Source organism: Paenibacillus sp. FSL H7-0737, from assembly GCF_000758545.1.
In the GTDB taxonomy this organism is placed as follows: Bacteria; Bacillota; Bacilli; order Paenibacillales; family Paenibacillaceae; genus Paenibacillus_AQ.
Genome location: NZ_CP009279.1, coordinates 5,464,962 through 5,481,386, shown reverse-complemented (window position 1 = coordinate 5,481,386; position 16,425 = coordinate 5,464,962). Strand labels below are relative to the sequence as shown.

The window sequence follows — 16,425 nt, the reverse complement described above, 5'->3', positions numbered from 1 at the left end:
ATTAAGGGTGATTTGTGAGTATAGCGTCTCCTGAGTCCGACAACGTGGGCAAAACGCTTTAAAAGTCGTGCAACTAAATGATGTATGTCGTGCAGCTAAATATTGGTAGTAATTATAGGGAATTTCACCCTATAATTTTGGGTTTAATGATTTTAGAGCTGTTTATAGGGAATTTCTCCTTATAATTCTACCGATTTGGCTATAGATTGAGATTTTCATAGAGATTATAGGGAAGAATTCCTTATAATCTCTGGATTTGAGTCAAAATCGTTATTTTATAGGGAGGATTTCCCTATAAAATAACGAGCCTTGTAGAACCCCCACCGCAGAACCGCCACCGTAGAATTCCCACAGCAGAACCCTCCATAGCCCCCTCCAACTACCCACAAAAAAGCGATTGTCTCAGCAGCCCGCAGGGCTGTGAAACAATCGCTTTTTCCTCAGAGTTTCATATAGTCGATCTGAAACTCATCATTCAGGTGTACCTAAAACTCCTCACTCCGGAGTTTTATCATATTCCGCAAGTTTCCTAGCGGCCTCTTCGCGATCCTCTGGTGTGTGAGGCAGATCCAGCTCAATTTCGCGCTCCGCTTGCTTGCGGTGTGCGATTCGGCTACTGGCTGCCGCCGCCACGGCTCCAACGATGTCGTCGAGATAGGTGTGGATTTGTCCGGTACTTTTGTCATTTAACCTTTGAAGAACGCCTGGCTTCAGCTTGTCCACATAGCCATAGTTGGTAAATCCGATACTGCCGTATACGTTCACGATAGAGAAGGCAAGAATCTCATCTACGCCGTACAATCCCTCATCATTTTCGATCATATCTTGAAGTGGGGAGAACAGCTTGCCCTCTTCTGCCAGTACATCTAATTGAATGCCTGTTAGTACAGCATTTTGTACTTCTCGCTTGCTAAGCACCATCTCTACATTATGGATACATTCATCCATCGTTAAATTCGGATAGTATTTCTGTTGCAGGAACATAACGAGTTCCGCGATTTCTTCCAGGGTTACTCCACGCTTGTTCAGCCAGAATTTGGTCGCATCTGCGACGGCCTTGCTGTTCAGACTGTACGGAATTTTTTCGATTTTGTCATCAGCCATGTTCAGTCACCTCGTTGTTTAGTAAGTCATTTCATTACAGCAAACGTTAGTATGATGTTAAGGACTGTTGTTACCTCAGATTGTACGTTTACTGGAAGTATTTGTCCAGCGAGGGAAGTTTCAGCGAACTGAAATCCAGGCCCTACTTGAGATGAAGAAGTAGTTCACAGGCTTTTCCAACAATTTAGGATAAGCTGTTGTTATTTTTTGGACAAAGGTCTCGTATACATAGCAGTACAAATGATATCTAACCTTGAAAGGGGTAATAAATGATGAAACCTATGCAACAAATCCGCGGAATCTCCGCAGTATGCTTACTCGCAGTTCCACTGGCACTGTCCGGCTGTGGGCTGTTTGGTTCAGAATCGGCATCGATTGATGCTCCGCCACCAGAGGTTGAAGCACAAATGTTACAGACTAGTGGAAATACTACGTTGGATTCAGGTGTATTCGGTCCTGTGACACAGGATGATACACAGACAGCGGTTAAAGGCAGCACCAAAACTTCACAGGGCAATGCTTCTGGAGACCGGACAACTGTATTTTTGGAAGATGGTAATGGATTACTCGCTCCTGTATCCCTAAGCTTGCCAAAGAGCAAAGATTCCAGCGCACTCAAAAACTCGTTAATGGCATTAGTGAGCAAGGGAGAATATGCCTCATCAGTGCCTGAAGGCTTCCTAGGCGTTCTTCCAGCTGGAACGGAAGTCCAGAGTGTTACGGTAGACAAAAAGTCGAATTTAGCTGTAGTGGAATTTAATAAAGAATTTAATAACTATGATGCTGCGGATGAGCGTAAAATCCTCGAAGCTATCACTTGGACGCTGACCGGTCAAGATGACATTAAAAGCGTACAGCTCTGGGTAGATGGTAAAAAGCTCACAGAGATGCCGCTTCAAGGAACTCCGCTGGATCGTCCATTAACCCGCACAATGGGCATTAACTTGCCGAAGCAAGGTCCACTTCTGATGAACTCCAGTGCGGTTACTGTTTATTTTTCCACAACATCTCCTGACGGTATCCAATATTATGTACCTGTAACCCGCTTTGTACCCGCCGGACAAGAACAGCTGACTGCTGCTTTGAACGAATTGATTGCAGGTCCTGAATCCGGAAATGGTCTGGAAATGGTCATGACACAGGGGACGATACTTGATTCCGTTGATGCTGGGCAGAACGGTGTAGTTACCGTGTCCTTGACGGATGATATGTTCACAGATGGTAAAGGTGTACCCGCTGAAATGCTGGAATCGGTCGTACTGACGGTTGCGCAAAATTCGGATGATTCTCTGGTACAAATTCGCTTGAACGGCAAGGAATCGATTACGGATACAGATAATGTGGACTACAGCAAACCTGTTTCCGCACCTGAATATTTGAATGAGATCCCGTTATAGAATGACCCTGTAAGGTTTAAAAGATGCTTTTGTGCCTCCTCTTTGGTAGAATAAAAGTTGCTCAAAAAGACGTTACGTCCCAAGCATTGTGCTACTCGGTATTTATGACGGGGAAATGGGACTCACGCTAAACTTTTAGCTATACGATGTAGGAGGCAGAAAAGATGAGATCAAACGGGCGAAACGACGACCAATTACGGCCGCTGACAATAACAACCCAAACGAATAAATATGCTGAGGGCTCCGTGATCATTGAAATGGGAGATACCAAAGTCATTTGTACGGCTACTGTGGAGGAAAAAGTGCCTCCGTTTCTTAAAGGGCAAGGAAAAGGCTGGGTAACCGCTGAATATTCGATGCTTCCTCGGGCAACTCAATCCCGTAATCAGCGTGAAGCTGCACGTGGTAAGCTTACCGGACGGACTATGGAGATCCAACGGCTGATCGGACGAGCGCTTCGTTCCGTAGTGAATTTACAAGCGTTAGGCGAGCGTAGTATTACGCTGGATTGTGATGTAATTCAGGCGGATGGTGGCACGCGGACCGCTTCGATTACAGGTGCTTTTGTTGCTATGGCATTTGCTATTAACAAAATTGCACTTCAGCACAAGTTGCCTGTGTTTCCTATAACAGATTTCTTGGGAGCAATCAGTGTCGGTGTTGTAGGGGATAAAACGCTGCTCGATTTGAATTATGAAGAAGATTCCAAAGCAAAAGTAGATATGAATGTTGTTATGACTGGCGGCGGTGCCTTTGTTGAACTTCAAGGGACTGGCGAAGAAAGACCGTTCACTCGTCAAGAGTTGGATCTTTTGCTGGGTCTAGGTGAGAAGGGAATCTATGAACTGATTGCTGCGCAGAAAGAAGCGCTTGGAGCGATCGCTCTGAAAATCCCTTCAGGCCAGCCGGGCCAAGAGGTGTAGCATGAAGTCTGACGGCGGTATTCTTATTGTTGCGACGAAGAATAAGGGGAAAGTACGCGAATTCGAGCATGCTTTTGCCCCGCTAGGGCTGACAGTGAAAAGTATGTACGACTATCCGGATCTGCCAGATGTGGTGGAAGACGGAGCCACTTTTGCCGAGAACGCCTTTAAAAAATCCAAAGCCGTAGGTGACGCCCTTGGAATCCCGGTACTCGCCGATGATTCGGGTCTTTGCGTAGACGCTTTGGATGGCCAACCGGGTGTGTACTCTGCACGTTATGCAGGGGGAAATGCAGGAGATGAAGAGAACAATCTGAAGCTGCTTAGCGAACTTGAGAAGCTAAAACAGGGTGAGGATACCGGACAGCCTTTGCTAAGTACAGCCCGTTTTGTCTGTACGTTGTCCTTATACGATCCAAGTTCGGGACGAGAATTAACCGCTGAAGGCACAGTGGAGGGATGGATCACATCCGAACCTGCTGGTGGTGGAGGCTTCGGCTACGATCCGTTGTTTTACTTGGCGGAATATGAAAAGACAATGGCCGAGCTAACGCTCGAAGAGAAGCAGCGGATTAGCCACCGAGGAACTGCGCTAAGGTCGCTGACTGAGAAGGTAGCTGCTGCTAACGACTTGAATTCCTAATCTAAGCGCTCCATGCGGTCGCATGAGAGATAAAATAAAGAAGCTTGCAGATCCAAGGTGGAGTACCTTGATTTGCAAGCTTCTTTTGATTTGTAAGGCTAGGCTGATAATTTTATTGGATTAGTTCAGCTTCCAGAGTGCAGGTGTTGCTGTCGGTTCCCAGCCCAGAAGTGAAGTGTGGGGCTGCAGACATGTATACGTTAACCCGTTGTAGCTAACCTTATCACCCGCTTTGTATGCTACTCCTGCTGCCCAGGCAGATATTCCCGGACTCGGTGTTGCAGTTGGCGTTGGTGTTACGGTTGGTGTTGAAGTAGGTACTGTAGTTGGTGTCGGCGTTGGTGCAACGGTTGGCGTTGGAGTAGGTGCTATAGTTGGTGTCGGCGTTGGTGCAACGGTTGGTGTTGGAGTAGGTGCTATGGTTGCAGTCGGCGTCGGTGTTACAGTGGGCTTCGGTGTTGGCGTTGCGGTTGGCGTCGCCGTTGGTGTTGCTGTCGGTGTCGGTGTCGCTGTCGCTGTTGGAGTAGGTGTAGGCGTTGGAGTGATGCCTCCATACAGTTTGTCGTATTCCTGCTGGGACGAGCTTCCGTTCAGCGTAATTCGCTGCGGACCTCCCGAGAAATTCAGCTTCATCATGCCCGGAACTTCCAATGTGGCTCCGTTTGCAATCGTTTGGGATGCCGTTCCGGTAATACGATAGCGGTTAAAGTCCCAAGCCGTCGAGATTTGCTCTACAGTTCCAGCTCCCCATGCAGAAGTCAGGGTTGTTGTTGTCGGTAGATCGAATTCCAGCTTCCAGCCACCGGAGATATCCGCGCCTGTGTTATTCGTTATTTTCAGGGAGTAGGTATAATTCGGATGATCGTAAGCGCCACTGAAGCTAAGACTGAAGTTCGTAGGTGCAGGTAGTTGTGGCTTCGGAGTTCCACCTGGCAGAGAGGCTGTCTTAAGCTGGTCATAGGCAAAATCGGTCAACGAGTTGCCATACGTGTAAGTGCCATCACTCTTTTCAGAGTAGTCGCCGGTCAGTTCCCAGAACATCATCCCTCCCAAGCCTTTTTGCTTGATATAATCCAGTTTGTAGCCGAGTGACTCCTTATCTTCATACGTAAGAAAGACCTTCTTGTCAGCGTTGTACAAGTATGGGGTTTTGGTAACGGGATCGAAATAACGTTTGTTCGCTGGATCTTTGAGCAGATTCAGCACATGCCAGATTGGATTTGCGCCGGCCGGCTGCTCTGGTGCAGGATCATTCCAGATTCCGTATACGCCGTCGGCTCCCCCTCCGGTTGTAGGAGCTGTACCATAAAGACCGGTGTTGTTGATGCCTCCATTTACATTCTTCCAGCCACGTGAGTAATAAGGAACTCCAATGACGATTTTTTCTGGAGGAAGCGTACCCAAATAGTATCGAACGGCCCAGTCGGTATTCAGAACCGGAGTGCCCAGCGCAGCTGTTTCAGTATCACGAGAATCCGGGTACAGGGCGGAATGCGGCCCAACATATCCATTCCAAGCGCCGTGGAAATCATAGGTCATAAGGTTCGCCCAGTCCAAATACTGGTTGGCTTCCCCTAGCTTCATTCCGCCCAGAATCCAAGAGGAGGCGGTTGCGGCAATGGTTAGGTCATATTTCTGATTGTCCTGTGTGCCTGCCTGATCCAGCTTTTCACGAAGCTTTTTCATGAGGAGAACATAGTTGTTGTAATTCACTGTGCGCAGCGGCTCAGCCACACCGAAGTCATTCGGGTTACCGGATTGACCAGTACCGGATGGGTACTCCCAATCAATGTCCACACCGTTGAATTGGTAGGTACGTAGAAAATCTACAACACTGTTGGCAAAGGTCTCGCGGCCAGCTTCCGAATTGGCCATGTTATAAAAACCACCAGAACCCGACCAACCACCAACCGAAATCAGGGTGCGGACATCGGGATATAACTGCTTATACTTTACGAGTTGATTAAAATGTCCTTTATACGGCAAATTAGTTAATTGGTCAGGGTAGTCTTTTTCGATAGCTGCTGTACGGTCCATCAGATCAATCTTGTTCGTTTGAGGGTTTACCTTGGCGAACGCATAGTTAATGTGAGTGATTTTGCCCCACGGTATTTTGTCGACAGTATAAAATCCTTTGTTCTCCTGATCTCCCCACTCCGGGAAGTAAGCTACAATTTTACGCGGATGATCTGCAGCCGGAGCTGGAGCAGTAGGCGTCGTCCCTGCTGCTAAGGCTACTTGCGACGATCCACCTGCACTTGTGTAAAGTGGAAGCAGAATGATGGCGCTCATTAAGGCCGCAATGTAGCGTGCGGATTTACTTCGCCTATTACGTGTACTTATATTCATTTAACATTCCTCCAAAAGGGATAATATGACTGTGGGAGTAGACAGGAACGGTGATCCTTTCGCGTTAATAATGAGTCTTAATTCAGCTTCCAGAGTGCGGGTGTGGTCGCCGGTTCCCAGCCTTGAAGTGAAGTATGGGGCTGGAGGCAAGTATACGTTTTGGCGTTGTAGCTAACGATGTCACCCGTTTTGTAAGCGATTCCTACAATCCAGCTAGAACTCCCAGGGGTCGGTGCAACAGTTGCCGTCGGTGCTACTGTTGCTGTCGGTGTTACAGTGGCCGTTGGTGTTGGAGTTGCGGTTGGTGCCACTGTTGCCGTTGGAGTCGGAGTTGCTGTCCCGCATACGTTGATGAATTTCCAGACTCCAGCAGCACCGCTAAGGTCGGGACGATCGCCTTGAGTCCACCATTTAGCTTCATAGACTGAACCGTTGTAAGAAACTTGCTGGCCGCCAGTATATACGGCAGTCTGGTTCCACGCCGCTGCGCATTGTCCCGGAGTAGCCGTCGGCGTTGGAGTTACCGTAGGAGTCGGAGTTGCGGTTGGAGTTACTGTTGCCGTTGGTGTTGGAGTTGCTGTTGCTGTTGCGGTTGGTGTCGGAGTTGGTGTCGGCTGTATCACTCCTCCGCCAAGGTCGGCGTTCAGCTTGTTGGTCAGAGTTTTGTTCCGGTCACCACTTGTCTCCCAGAACATGGCACCCGCTAGGCCTTTTGATTTGAGATAACTGATCTTATGGCCAAAAGATTCTACGTCGTCATAGCTGATATAAGTTTGGTTCGTTGGATTATAGAGATAAGGCACTTTAGAAATGTCATTCCAATAACGGGTATAGCCGTTTTTGTTAATGTAATTAGCTTCGAGGTCATAGAAGTCATAACTCCCCTTTTCCCATGTACCCGTGGACGAAATGCCAGCGGACAATTGATATTGGCCATTTCCTGCGGCAGGAGCACCCCCCCAACCACGGCCATAGAATCCCATACCAAGCACTAACTTGTTCGCCGGTACGCCATTGGCTAAATAGCTGGTTACCGCTTTATCGACGTTGAAATTTTGCGGTTCGGTCAGGCCTGATGCAGAAGCGGCTGGATCATAGTACAAAGGAGCATTGTGACCGGTGGTCTTATTCCAGCTCCCGTTGAAGTCATAGGTCATAATATTGATCCAGTCAACAATGGAAGCAATACCTGCAAGATTATTGTTATTGACGTACGTCGGTCCTGCACCGGAAGCAATGGTCAGCAGGTAGGTTTTGCCGTCGGTCTGACCGGCAGCATTTAGCTTCTCACGGATTTTTTGCAATAGAAGTACATAGTTTTCCTTATCTTCGGGACGATAACTGTTACCTGCGAGCCCACCGCTGACTGGGTACTCCCAGTCGAGATCGACCCCGTCCATTTTATATTTACGAATAAAGTCTACCGCTGAGTTGGCAAAAACCTCACGGGTTACGGCTGTAGCCGCCACATCCGAGAAACGGTTCGACCAGGTCCAGCCCCCAACGGAGATCAACGTTTTCAGGTTCGGGTTCTTTTCTTTCAGCTTCCATAGCTGCTTCAGATTACCTTTGATGGGGTCATCCCATTTGTCATCTCCGAAGCTCTTTCCGGTGTCAATCCACGGGTCACCCAGAACAATCGTGCCGTTCGGAACGTTAATGGTCTGTGCTTGCTCATTTTGACAGCTCCATGTTACCGGATTAGGGCCGGTAGGGTCAGGGTTGCCGTGAATGCCATTCCAACAAATATCTGCGAAGGCGTAGTTAATGACATTCATTTTGGTAGGATCGATATCTGATACATTGTAAGCCCGCCCGTAAGCGGCCCAAGAAGCGTAATAACCAACCAGTTTATAATCCTGTGCGGCGTTGGCCGTTTTGGCACTACTACCCAGGGCTGAAAAAAGTGTAAGAACAAGCGCGGCGATCATCGCGATCGCAAAGGTCTTACGTGAACTTTTTTTCGTGAATATCATTGATTTTATACCTCCAAGGTTCAATGTGTAGTTCGAAATTCTTTTCGGCAAGAAACCCTACCTTCACCTCCCATAATTTGAAATTCACCTGTACCTTCACCCTTGCATATCTCTCATTCTACTGACACCCATTTCATAGATTTAGCAGCAAAAAAATAGCGGTCCACATAAAGCTCACACAATAAGTAAGCGCTTTCTAAACTGCTGTTTTAAGGATTCCTTTTTGATAAACTTGTAGATGTAACATTGTTGAAGGGGTGTAGGGTGAGTAGAAGAGTGGGTTTGGAGTTCAATAATTAGGATTAATTTCTTATTTATGGGTGAAGGCATTTCTTATTTTCAAGCATAGAGAGCGATTATGCTAGGGATAAAATTCAGTAATATAGGGGGACATTTTTCTAATTCATGGATACTTGTTTAGGTGAACTTTGATAGAAAAGGTGTATGTCCTCTTTTTAAGGAAACTCATGCAGAACACATAACCTCCGATGTTATGAATATAAATTATATACATGCCTGCAATATTTTTACGGAATTACGCAACGCATCGCTGTTTCTTTTCGTTATAGTAGTATCATAAGGAAGGTGGTGGGTTCACCGATGGTTGTGTTTTGGTTGATCGCAGCCGGTGTCCTGTTTGTTGTAGAGATGATGACGCTTACTTTTTATCTGCTATGGCTTAGTATTGGTGCGTTGGCCGCAGGTGTGGTGTCGTTGATTGTTCCTGAAGCCATTTTGTTTCAGGTGATCCTCGGATCACTGGTCGCACTTGGTCTGACTATATTCTCGAAACCACTGGTTTCTAAATTTCGCAGTTCACGTGGGTTCAAGGATACAGGCACAGAAATCGTTGGCAGGCAAGGAGTCGTCATTGAGCCGATTGAGCAAGGGCGCTATGGGCAAGTGAAGGTAGGCGGAGATACGTGGAGCGCGAGCTCTGACCAGTCTTTGGGCAAGGACGAAGTAGTCAGAGTAGTGAAGAGAGGCACGACCATTATTGAAGTAGAACGATGGGGGGATATGAACTAATGGAATGGGCAATTATTTCAATTATTCTAGTGGTAGTCGTAGTATTTGTGGCATTAACGATCAAAATCGTACCACAACAACGGGTAGGTGTAGTGGAACGTCTGGGTAAATTCAATCGTCTACTGACGCCGGGTCTGAACATTCTGATACCTGTGATTGATCAGGTGCGTACTTACCATGATCTAAGGATTCAACAAGCGAATGTGCCTCCGCAAACGGTGATCACGAAGGATAACGTGCAGGTGCAGATCGACACGATTATTTTCTATCAGGTAGTGGGACCAGAGGAAGCTACGTATGGCATTTCCGATTATGTATATGGGGTAAGAAACATTTCAACGGCAACTATGCGGCAAATTATTGGTAAGCTGGAATTGGATGAAACGCTGTCTGGGCGTGAAAAAATCTCAACTGATATTCGTCTGGCGCTTGATGAGGCTACAGAGAAGTGGGGCGTAAGAATCGAGCGTGTGGAAGTCATCGATATCAAGCCGCCGCTCGATATTCAAGAAGCAATGGATAAGCAGATGAAAGCAGAGCGGAGCAAACGGGCGATTGTTTTGGAAGCGGAAGCTGCCAAGCAAGATATGATCCTGCGTGCTGAAGGGGATAAGCAGAGCAAGATTCTGAAAGCGGAAGGCGACAAGGAAGCACGTATCCGCCAAGCAGAGGGTTCAAGACAAGCACAGGAGCTGGAAGCTCATGGTGAGGCGAAAGCAATTCAAGCCGTGGCTGAAGCAGAAAAATCACGCATTGAGCTGATTCGCTCAGCAGGTCTGGATGAGCATGTGCTCGCATATCGCTCCTTCGAGGCTCTGGCTGAAATCGCCAAAGGTCCTGCAAATAAAGTATTCTTGCCAACAAGCGCTGTTGAAACGCTGGGAAGTCTTGGGGCGATTGCTGAGGTATTCAAAGCGAGCAAGGATAGTAAATAGATTTTACAATTCGTGCTTCTTCCGTTAAAGTAAAAGCAAAAACAACCCTATGCATACGAAGCTATTGTTGCTCATGCAAACTTTGAAGGAGAGAAGCTACCGTGACACAAAAAGAAATCTCACCGTTAGTTGAACTGCTCGGATTACAACCCCATGTTGAGGGCGGTTGGTACAAAAGACTTTGGAACTCCGAATTTGAAATTCCGCAGGAAGTGCTTGGGGATAGCTATTCCGGATCGCGCCATTCGGCATCTTCGATTTATTTTTTGCTACACGAGGGGGAACAATCTGATTGGCATACTGTTTTGTCCGATGAAGTTTGGTTCTGGCATTCCGGTAGTCCAATAGTGCTTAGTCTCGGAGGTAATGGAGATAAGCCTGAGGATGTGCAGGAAGTTATTCTGGGTCTCGATATTGCTGCAGGTCAACAGCCGCAGGTCGTAGTTCCAGCAGGCGTATGGCAGGCGGCTCGTCCGTTAGGATCAGAACCAGTACTGGTATCCTGTATCGTTTCTCCTGAATTCCATTTTGATGATTTCAAACTGATTGAGAAATAAAGAAGAGCGGGGGCTTTATATATGCCTCCGTTTTTTTATGAGGATTTTGGGAATGATGAAGCAGTCTGCTATACTTTTGTGGTAGCGCTTGCTTCTGAAGCGTGAATTTAGGTTAAGTAAGATTAATGAAATAACAATAAGCTTGGAGGGTTAAGCGATGAGTGAATTGAATGCACCGTTCTCGGGAGGTCCGACTTTAAATGATGGAGTGACCATGCCGTGGCTAGGCCTTGGCGTGTATCAGACTAAAGATGGGGAAGAGGTTATTCACGCGGTCAAGACCGCAGTGGAGCTTGGATATCGCAGTATTGATACAGCTGCTGGCTACAATAACGAAGAAGGTGTAGGTCAGGCTATTCGTGAATGTGGAGTGGCCCGTGATGAACTGTTTATTACGACGAAAGTGCGCAACCCTGATCAAGGCTATGAATCAACGCTGAAAGCGTTCGAAGTTAGCCGGCGCAAGCTGGGGCTGGACTATATAGATTTGTATCTTATACATTGGCCGGTGGCAGGAAAGTATCGGGAGACTTGGAAAGCTCTGATTCATCTGCAAAAAGAGGGTCTCATCAAATCTATCGGTGTGAGCAATTTTCAGATTCATCATCTGAAGGATATCATCGAGGACACTAGCGTAGTTCCAGTGGTAAACCAGGTGGAATTCCATCCGCTATTGACTCAGCGCGAGTTGCTGAAGTATGCCAATGAGCAAGGAGTCCAGCTTGAAGCTTGGAGTCCGCTAATGCAAGGGAACTTAGATCTCCCCCTCCTTAAAGAGCTGGCTGGAAAGTATGATAAGACCCCTGCTCAAATTGTACTTCGTTGGGATTTGCAGCAAGGCGTCATTACGATTCCGAAATCAGTACATGCGGATCGAATCAAGGAGAATGCGGGATTCTTTGACTTCACGTTAAGTGATGAGGATGTTAAAGCCATCGAAGATTTGAACAGAGACCATCGTTTCGGTCCGGATCCGGACAATTTTAATTTCTAAAAATTACGAATACAAGCCAAACAGCAAGCCACCGATACGGGGACTTGCTGTTTGGCTTGTTGCTTACTGGATGGAGACGTTATATTTACGCAGCCAGAGATCTACTTGAGCTAGGTAAGCAAACAGCTGAGGACCGGACATGAGCTGACCGAACCAAGGCAGATTGGTTGAGGACTCTGGGGAGGCAGCGATCTCACGGATTTTGGCGGCATCGATTAAAGGAAGTATTGGCGAAGTAGAGTCATCTAGAATGTTCAATACTTGTGTTCGTACTGCGTTTAAATAGGCTGGATTGTGGGTTTTCGGGTAAGGACTTTTTTTACGATATAGTACATCATCTGGAAGAATTCCCTCAAGCGCTTTGCGCAAAATCCCTTTTTCACGACCGTTCAAGTTCTTGATTTCCCAAGGAATATTAAAGACATATTGAACGAGGCGATGATCACAATAAGGAACACGTACCTCTAGTCCGGCGCCCATACTCATTCGGTCCTTACGGTCGAGCAAAGTAGGCATGAAGCGTGTGATGTTTAAATAGGACATTACGCGCATTTGTGCTTGTTTACCTGTCTCCCCATCCAATGTTGGTACTTCCGCTACAGCATCACTATATCTGTCACCCAAATATTCCAGCGGCCGAATCCATTCATTAACTTCAGGGGATAATAGACTTGCACGCATTTTAGGAGCAACTGACCAAGGGAAAGTACCCGAGGAGAGCATCTCCTCCCGATGGAACCAAGGATATCCGCCAAAAATCTCATCGGCAGCTTCGCCGGAAATGGCTACAGTAGCATTCTTTTTGATCTCACGGCAAAATAAATACAAAGAAGAGTCCACATCGGTCATCCCAGGTAAATCGCGTGTGTACAGCGCATTATCAAGTGCTTCTACAAGCTCTGGCGTATCAAATGAGATATAGTGATGGTTCGTATTTAATTCATCGACCATTCGCTTAATCCATGGACCATCTGCTCCGGGCTGAAAAGTATGGCTCTTGAAGTGCTTGTCGTTGTCGACATAATCGACAGAATACGTATCCACTCGTCCCTGGCCGTTTCGGTTGTAGTAATCCACTGCAAGTGCTGTCAGCGCACTGGAGTCCAGCCCTCCTGATAAGAGCGAGCAGACAGGAACATCTGAGACCAGTTGGCGTTCGAGCGTATCCTGCAGCAGTTCACGTACTTTAGCGGCTGTCTCTGCTTCATTGTCAGTATGTTTTGCGCTTTCCAGCTTCCAATAAGCGTAACTACGCAGACCTTCGCGACTATAGATCATGGCATGCCCCGGACGAAGTTCCTGCATATCCTTATAAACACCGTGTCCCGGCGTACGGGCTGGACCGATAATAAAAATTTCCGCTAACCCTTCGGGCCCGACTATTGGCTGTACCTTGGGGTGCTGCAGCAGCGCCTTAGGCTCTGATCCGAAAACTAAGACGTCATCCACTTTACTATAGAACAGAGGCTTCACACCTAAGCGGTCACGTGCAAAAAAGACCTGATCCCGAAGTCCGTCCCACACTGCAAAGGCAAAGATCCCATTGAGCTTCTCTGCACAATCCGGTCCCCATTCGATATAGGCATGCAGCAGAACCTCGGTGTCACATTGGGTACGGAATTGATGACCCCGCTGCTTAAGTTCTTGTTTGAGCTCGGGTGCGTTATATAATTCGCCGTTGTACACAATCGCGTATACCTGTTCGTCATGGCGGGTGATCATAGGCTGCGCGCCGTTCTCTGGATCGATAACGCTAAGTCTGCGGTGACCGAATGCGCAAGGACCTGAAATCCAAGTTCCAGCTGCATCGGGTCCGCGGTTTGCTAAAGTTTCAGTCATTTTGACCAGCAACTGCGAGTGCTGCGTGAGATCTCCGCGCCACTGGATAAATCCGGTTATTCCGCACATGATGGTTCATCCTCTCTTTTTGTGCGATTGTTGTCCTTACTTTTTTGCCAAGTAATACAGATATATGCCGAAGGAAGGCATAAAATGTATGTCCTTATCCGAACACTAGGGGAGAGAGGAATTTGCCAGGAGGGAAGGATGACAGGTGTATTATATTAAAGATGCCAAAATTCGCAGAATGATGGAGTATGACGGTGCGCCTTGTGCAGAAGTAGGTGTATTGCCAGGTGCTGTTAGTGATCCTGCGCTTTTGGTGTATATCGTAGAAGATCAGCGCGAAGAAGGCTATGAGATTGTCCGTATCCTCACTAACGACGCAGACACTTCTACCGATTGGTTTGATAACAATATGCATGATGCTTTTAAAGATGTGACTTCGAGCGCGTTTACAGGCAGTATGATTATGACACCTGATGATGAGCGTTCTAAGTTTCAGCGGGAATTAATGACTTATGGTGATTTGAAAAAGCAGCTGGGGGAGCGTTTTCGGAATCTGGAGTAATATGAGTAGAAATGAGGGTATCCGTAAGCTATGAAAATAGCTAGGATACCCTCATTATTATCAAATTAGGATTAAGATTACTTATTTTCCAAAATGTTTGATCTTGAAAATTCTGCTGAATAAGGTATAATAAATATCGTTGCGTCAATACATATCATTAATTCTTATGTGTCCCGGTAGCTCAGCTGGATAGAGCATGCGCCTTCTAAGCGCACGGTCAGGGGTTCGAATCCCTTCCGGGACGTCAAGTAACAGTCTTCCTTCGGGAGGGCTGTTTTTGCGTGCAGAGAAAGAGAAGCCCGGGTGGTCGTCGGAGCATAAGCATCGATAGGATCAGCTTCGCAGTCAGCCCGAAAGGGCTGCATCCCGCTCGGGGCAAGTAACAGCCTTCCTTCGGGAGGGCTGTTTTTGCGTGCAGGGAAAGAGAAGCCCGGGTGGTTCGTCGGAGCATAAGCATCGATAGGATCAGCTTCGCAGTCAGCCCGAAAGGGCTGTATCCCGCTCGGGGCAAGTAACAGCCTTCCTTCGGGAGGGCTGTTTTTGCGTGCAGGGAAAGAGAAGCCCTGGTTCGTCGGAGCCATAAGCATCGTTAGGATCAGCTTCGCAGTCAGCCCGAAAGGGCTGCATCCCGCTCGTGGCAAGTAACAGCCTTCCTTCCGGAGGGCTGTTTTTGCGTGCAGAGCATCCTCGCCAAAGTAAGTAAACTGAAGCTCTGATAGATAATTAGGGAAAATCTCCCTATAATTCAGAGCTTTCTGCTCAATAGACTAATAATTAGGGAAATCCTCCCTGTAATTTAACTAATTCGTTGGCGAATATAGATATTCCCCCGATTTTTAGGGAGGATTTCCCTCTTTTCATTCATTTCAAGCAATTATCGGCTAAATACAGGGAGCTTTTCCCTAATTACTCTCAAAAAAGGCCAACCCTATAATTTGGGTTGGCCTAATTATACTAAAAGAAGGTGCCGAGAAAGTAGCTTTCACTACTTTCTCGGCACCTTGAGCCTTCCCGTGAGAAGGCTGTCTTGCATATGCCCCCACCGCTAAAGAAGCGGCCAGATCTCCTCCCAGACAGTGTCTAGAATAGCTTGCATATTATCTTCCATACTGTTAATAGCGATTACCACTTGTGCATCCGGTGCAATAATGCAGAATTGACCGTGAGCACCATCGGCACGATATGCATCGTGCGTGCACAGCCAGAATTGACAGCCGTACCCTTGGCCCCAATCACCAGCTCCGTTATTTTCGATCTGCTTTTGTGTAACAAAATCAACCCAAGCTGCGGGAATAAGCTGCTGTCCCTTCCACATTCCTTTTTGCAAAAGAAGCTGTCCAAATCGGCTTAGTTCTTCCGTATTGATCTGAAGTCCGGCACAACCGAGGGTGATCCCTTGAGGTGCCGTTTCCCAATCGACGTTTTCTATGCCTAGTGGGGCAAAGAGACGGGGAATGAGGTAATCCTTTACGGTTTGTCCGACACGGGCCTGAACCATTGCAGAGATTATAATGGTATCCCCGCTGCTGTAGGTAAACTGTTCCCCCGGGGGTCTGTCTAAAGGTAGCGATAGATAATGTTGTATCCAATTTACATCCTTCAAGGCCAATCTTTCTTCAATCCAAAACGGTGGGGAATCATGCCCTGTACTCATACGTAGTAAATCGAACAAGGTCAACTCCCCAGGTTGCATGGAAGGAAGGGCCTCTTTATGAGCAAATGCATAATCTGGAAACACATCCTTAAGTGTTGTATTTAGTGATAGTTTTCCTTCTTCGATGGCTAGACCCACCGCCATGCATGTAAAAGATTTGCTGACCGAATGCTGCAAGCGCCGAATATCCTCTGCGAGATCCACTTTTCCCACTAACGTTCCATTTTGAAGCACACGAACATTGAACACATTCAATCCACGTTTGCGGATCTGGGCTTCGAAGAAAGTCATGTTTAACATAAAATGTAGCCCTCTCTCTCTTAGATTCCAAGCTGGGATTAGGAAGTTTGGTAGTCGAAATGATTGAAAATGATGTGGAAACGTTTCCTCTGACTAGATATTAAATAGCTAAATCGATGCTATTCTATTCTTATTTTAAAGTCAATGCAAGCAG

General features: G+C 47.1%; 13 protein-coding genes and 1 tRNA gene. 9 read left to right on the top strand and 5 right to left on the bottom strand.

The window, feature by feature from the left end:
- Positions 1 to 495: 495 nt before the first annotated feature.
- Positions 496 to 1,104 carry a phosphatidylglycerophosphatase A family protein gene (locus H70737_RS23950; protein WP_042191331.1) on the bottom strand — a complete coding sequence of 203 codons (609 nt, stop codon included), beginning with the start codon at positions 1,102 to 1,104 and terminating at the stop codon, positions 496 to 498.
- A gap of 272 nt (positions 1,105 to 1,376) precedes the next feature.
- On the opposite strand from H70737_RS23950, the gene H70737_RS23945 reads away from it, so the two are divergent.
- The 3 genes from H70737_RS23945 to H70737_RS23935 all read left to right on the top strand — a co-directional run bounded on the left by H70737_RS23945 (position 1,377) and on the right by H70737_RS23935 (position 4,067).
- Complete coding sequence (locus tag H70737_RS23945; protein WP_197071326.1) at positions 1,377 to 2,501, top strand: GerMN domain-containing protein; 1,125 nt, start codon at positions 1,377 to 1,379, stop codon at positions 2,499 to 2,501.
- A 164-nt stretch (positions 2,502 to 2,665) separates the two neighbouring features.
- A complete protein-coding gene (gene rph / locus H70737_RS23940) occupies positions 2,666 to 3,424 on the top strand; it encodes a ribonuclease PH (RefSeq protein ID WP_042130710.1) in 759 nt (252 codons plus the stop codon).
- A gap of 1 nt (position 3,425) precedes the next feature.
- Positions 3,426 to 4,067, top strand: coding sequence for an XTP/dITP diphosphatase (locus tag H70737_RS23935; RefSeq protein ID WP_042191326.1), 642 nt, complete (start codon positions 3,426 to 3,428; stop codon positions 4,065 to 4,067).
- Between the two features lie 120 nt (positions 4,068 to 4,187).
- On the opposite strand, the gene H70737_RS23930 is transcribed toward H70737_RS23935, so the two are convergent.
- Both H70737_RS23930 and H70737_RS23925 read right to left on the bottom strand, forming a co-directional pair.
- On the bottom strand, positions 4,188 to 6,416 hold the full coding sequence (locus tag H70737_RS23930) for a glycosyl hydrolase family 18 protein (protein WP_052404399.1): 2,229 nt from the start codon (positions 6,414 to 6,416) through the stop codon (positions 4,188 to 4,190).
- 77 nt (positions 6,417 to 6,493) lie between these two features.
- Complete coding sequence (locus H70737_RS23925; protein WP_052404398.1) at positions 6,494 to 8,392, bottom strand: glycosyl hydrolase family 18 protein; 1,899 nt, start codon at positions 8,390 to 8,392, stop codon at positions 6,494 to 6,496.
- 600 nt (positions 8,393 to 8,992) lie between these two features.
- Here H70737_RS23925 and H70737_RS23920 point away from each other — a divergent pair.
- From H70737_RS23920 to H70737_RS23905, 4 genes are all read left to right on the top strand, one after another.
- On the top strand, positions 8,993 to 9,421 hold the full coding sequence (locus tag H70737_RS23920) for an NfeD family protein (RefSeq protein ID WP_042191325.1): 429 nt from the start codon (positions 8,993 to 8,995) through the stop codon (positions 9,419 to 9,421).
- Positions 9,421 to 10,356 carry an SPFH domain-containing protein gene (locus H70737_RS23915; protein ID WP_042191323.1) on the top strand — a complete coding sequence of 312 codons (936 nt, stop codon included), beginning with the start codon at positions 9,421 to 9,423 and terminating at the stop codon, positions 10,354 to 10,356. Before H70737_RS23920 ends, H70737_RS23915 begins: the two co-directional genes overlap by 1 nt.
- Before the next feature lie 101 nt (positions 10,357 to 10,457).
- Positions 10,458 to 10,913 (top strand): cupin domain-containing protein, encoded by a 456-nt coding sequence (locus H70737_RS23910; protein ID WP_042191321.1) that lies wholly within the window; start codon positions 10,458 to 10,460, stop codon positions 10,911 to 10,913.
- A gap of 157 nt (positions 10,914 to 11,070) precedes the next feature.
- A complete protein-coding gene (locus H70737_RS23905) occupies positions 11,071 to 11,907 on the top strand; it encodes an aldo/keto reductase (protein ID WP_042191319.1) in 837 nt (278 codons plus the stop codon).
- 63 nt (positions 11,908 to 11,970) lie between these two features.
- On the opposite strand, the gene asnB is transcribed toward H70737_RS23905, so the two are convergent.
- Positions 11,971 to 13,815: an asparagine synthase (glutamine-hydrolyzing) gene (gene asnB / locus H70737_RS23900; protein ID WP_042191317.1), complete on the bottom strand. Its 1,845-nt coding sequence runs from the start codon at positions 13,813 to 13,815 to the stop codon at positions 11,971 to 11,973.
- Positions 13,816 to 13,960: 145 nt separating this feature from the next.
- On the opposite strand from asnB, the gene H70737_RS23895 reads away from it, so the two are divergent.
- Entirely contained in the window at positions 13,961 to 14,317 is a 357-nt protein-coding gene (locus H70737_RS23895) for a hypothetical protein (protein WP_042191315.1), read from the top strand.
- A gap of 170 nt (positions 14,318 to 14,487) precedes the next feature.
- Positions 14,488 to 14,561, top strand: a tRNA-Arg gene (locus H70737_RS23890).
- Positions 14,562 to 15,362: 801 nt separating this feature from the next.
- Here H70737_RS23890 and H70737_RS23885 read toward each other — a convergent pair.
- The gene (locus H70737_RS23885; RefSeq protein ID WP_042191313.1) at positions 15,363 to 16,271 is read right to left on the bottom strand and encodes a serine hydrolase domain-containing protein; all 909 of its coding nucleotides are present in this window, start codon (positions 16,269 to 16,271) and stop codon (positions 15,363 to 15,365) included.
- Positions 16,272 to 16,425: the final 154 nt, after the last annotated feature.

What these genes read in the sequence shown, in the direction of transcription:
- H70737_RS23950 (WP_042191331.1), bottom strand. Translation starts at nt 1,104, where the DNA reads ATGGCTGATGACAAAATCGAAAAAATTCCGTACAGTCTGAACAGCAAG.
- H70737_RS23945 (WP_197071326.1), top strand. Translation starts at nt 1,377, where the DNA reads ATGAAACCTATGCAACAAATCCGCGGAATCTCCGCAGTATGCTTACTC.
- rph (WP_042130710.1), top strand. Translation starts at nt 2,666, where the DNA reads ATGAGATCAAACGGGCGAAACGACGACCAATTACGGCCGCTGACAATA.
- H70737_RS23935 (WP_042191326.1), top strand. Translation starts at nt 3,426, where the DNA reads ATGAAGTCTGACGGCGGTATTCTTATTGTTGCGACGAAGAATAAGGGG.
- H70737_RS23930 (WP_052404399.1), bottom strand. Translation starts at nt 6,416, where the DNA reads ATGAATATAAGTACACGTAATAGGCGAAGTAAATCCGCACGCTACATT.
- H70737_RS23925 (WP_052404398.1), bottom strand. Translation starts at nt 8,392, where the DNA reads ATGATATTCACGAAAAAAAGTTCACGTAAGACCTTTGCGATCGCGATG.
- H70737_RS23920 (WP_042191325.1), top strand. Translation starts at nt 8,993, where the DNA reads ATGGTTGTGTTTTGGTTGATCGCAGCCGGTGTCCTGTTTGTTGTAGAG.
- H70737_RS23915 (WP_042191323.1), top strand. Translation starts at nt 9,421, where the DNA reads ATGGAATGGGCAATTATTTCAATTATTCTAGTGGTAGTCGTAGTATTT.
- H70737_RS23905 (WP_042191319.1), top strand. Translation starts at nt 11,071, where the DNA reads ATGAGTGAATTGAATGCACCGTTCTCGGGAGGTCCGACTTTAAATGAT.
- asnB (WP_042191317.1), bottom strand. Translation starts at nt 13,815, where the DNA reads ATGTGCGGAATAACCGGATTTATCCAGTGGCGCGGAGATCTCACGCAG.
- H70737_RS23885 (WP_042191313.1), bottom strand. Translation starts at nt 16,271, where the DNA reads ATGTTAAACATGACTTTCTTCGAAGCCCAGATCCGCAAACGTGGATTG.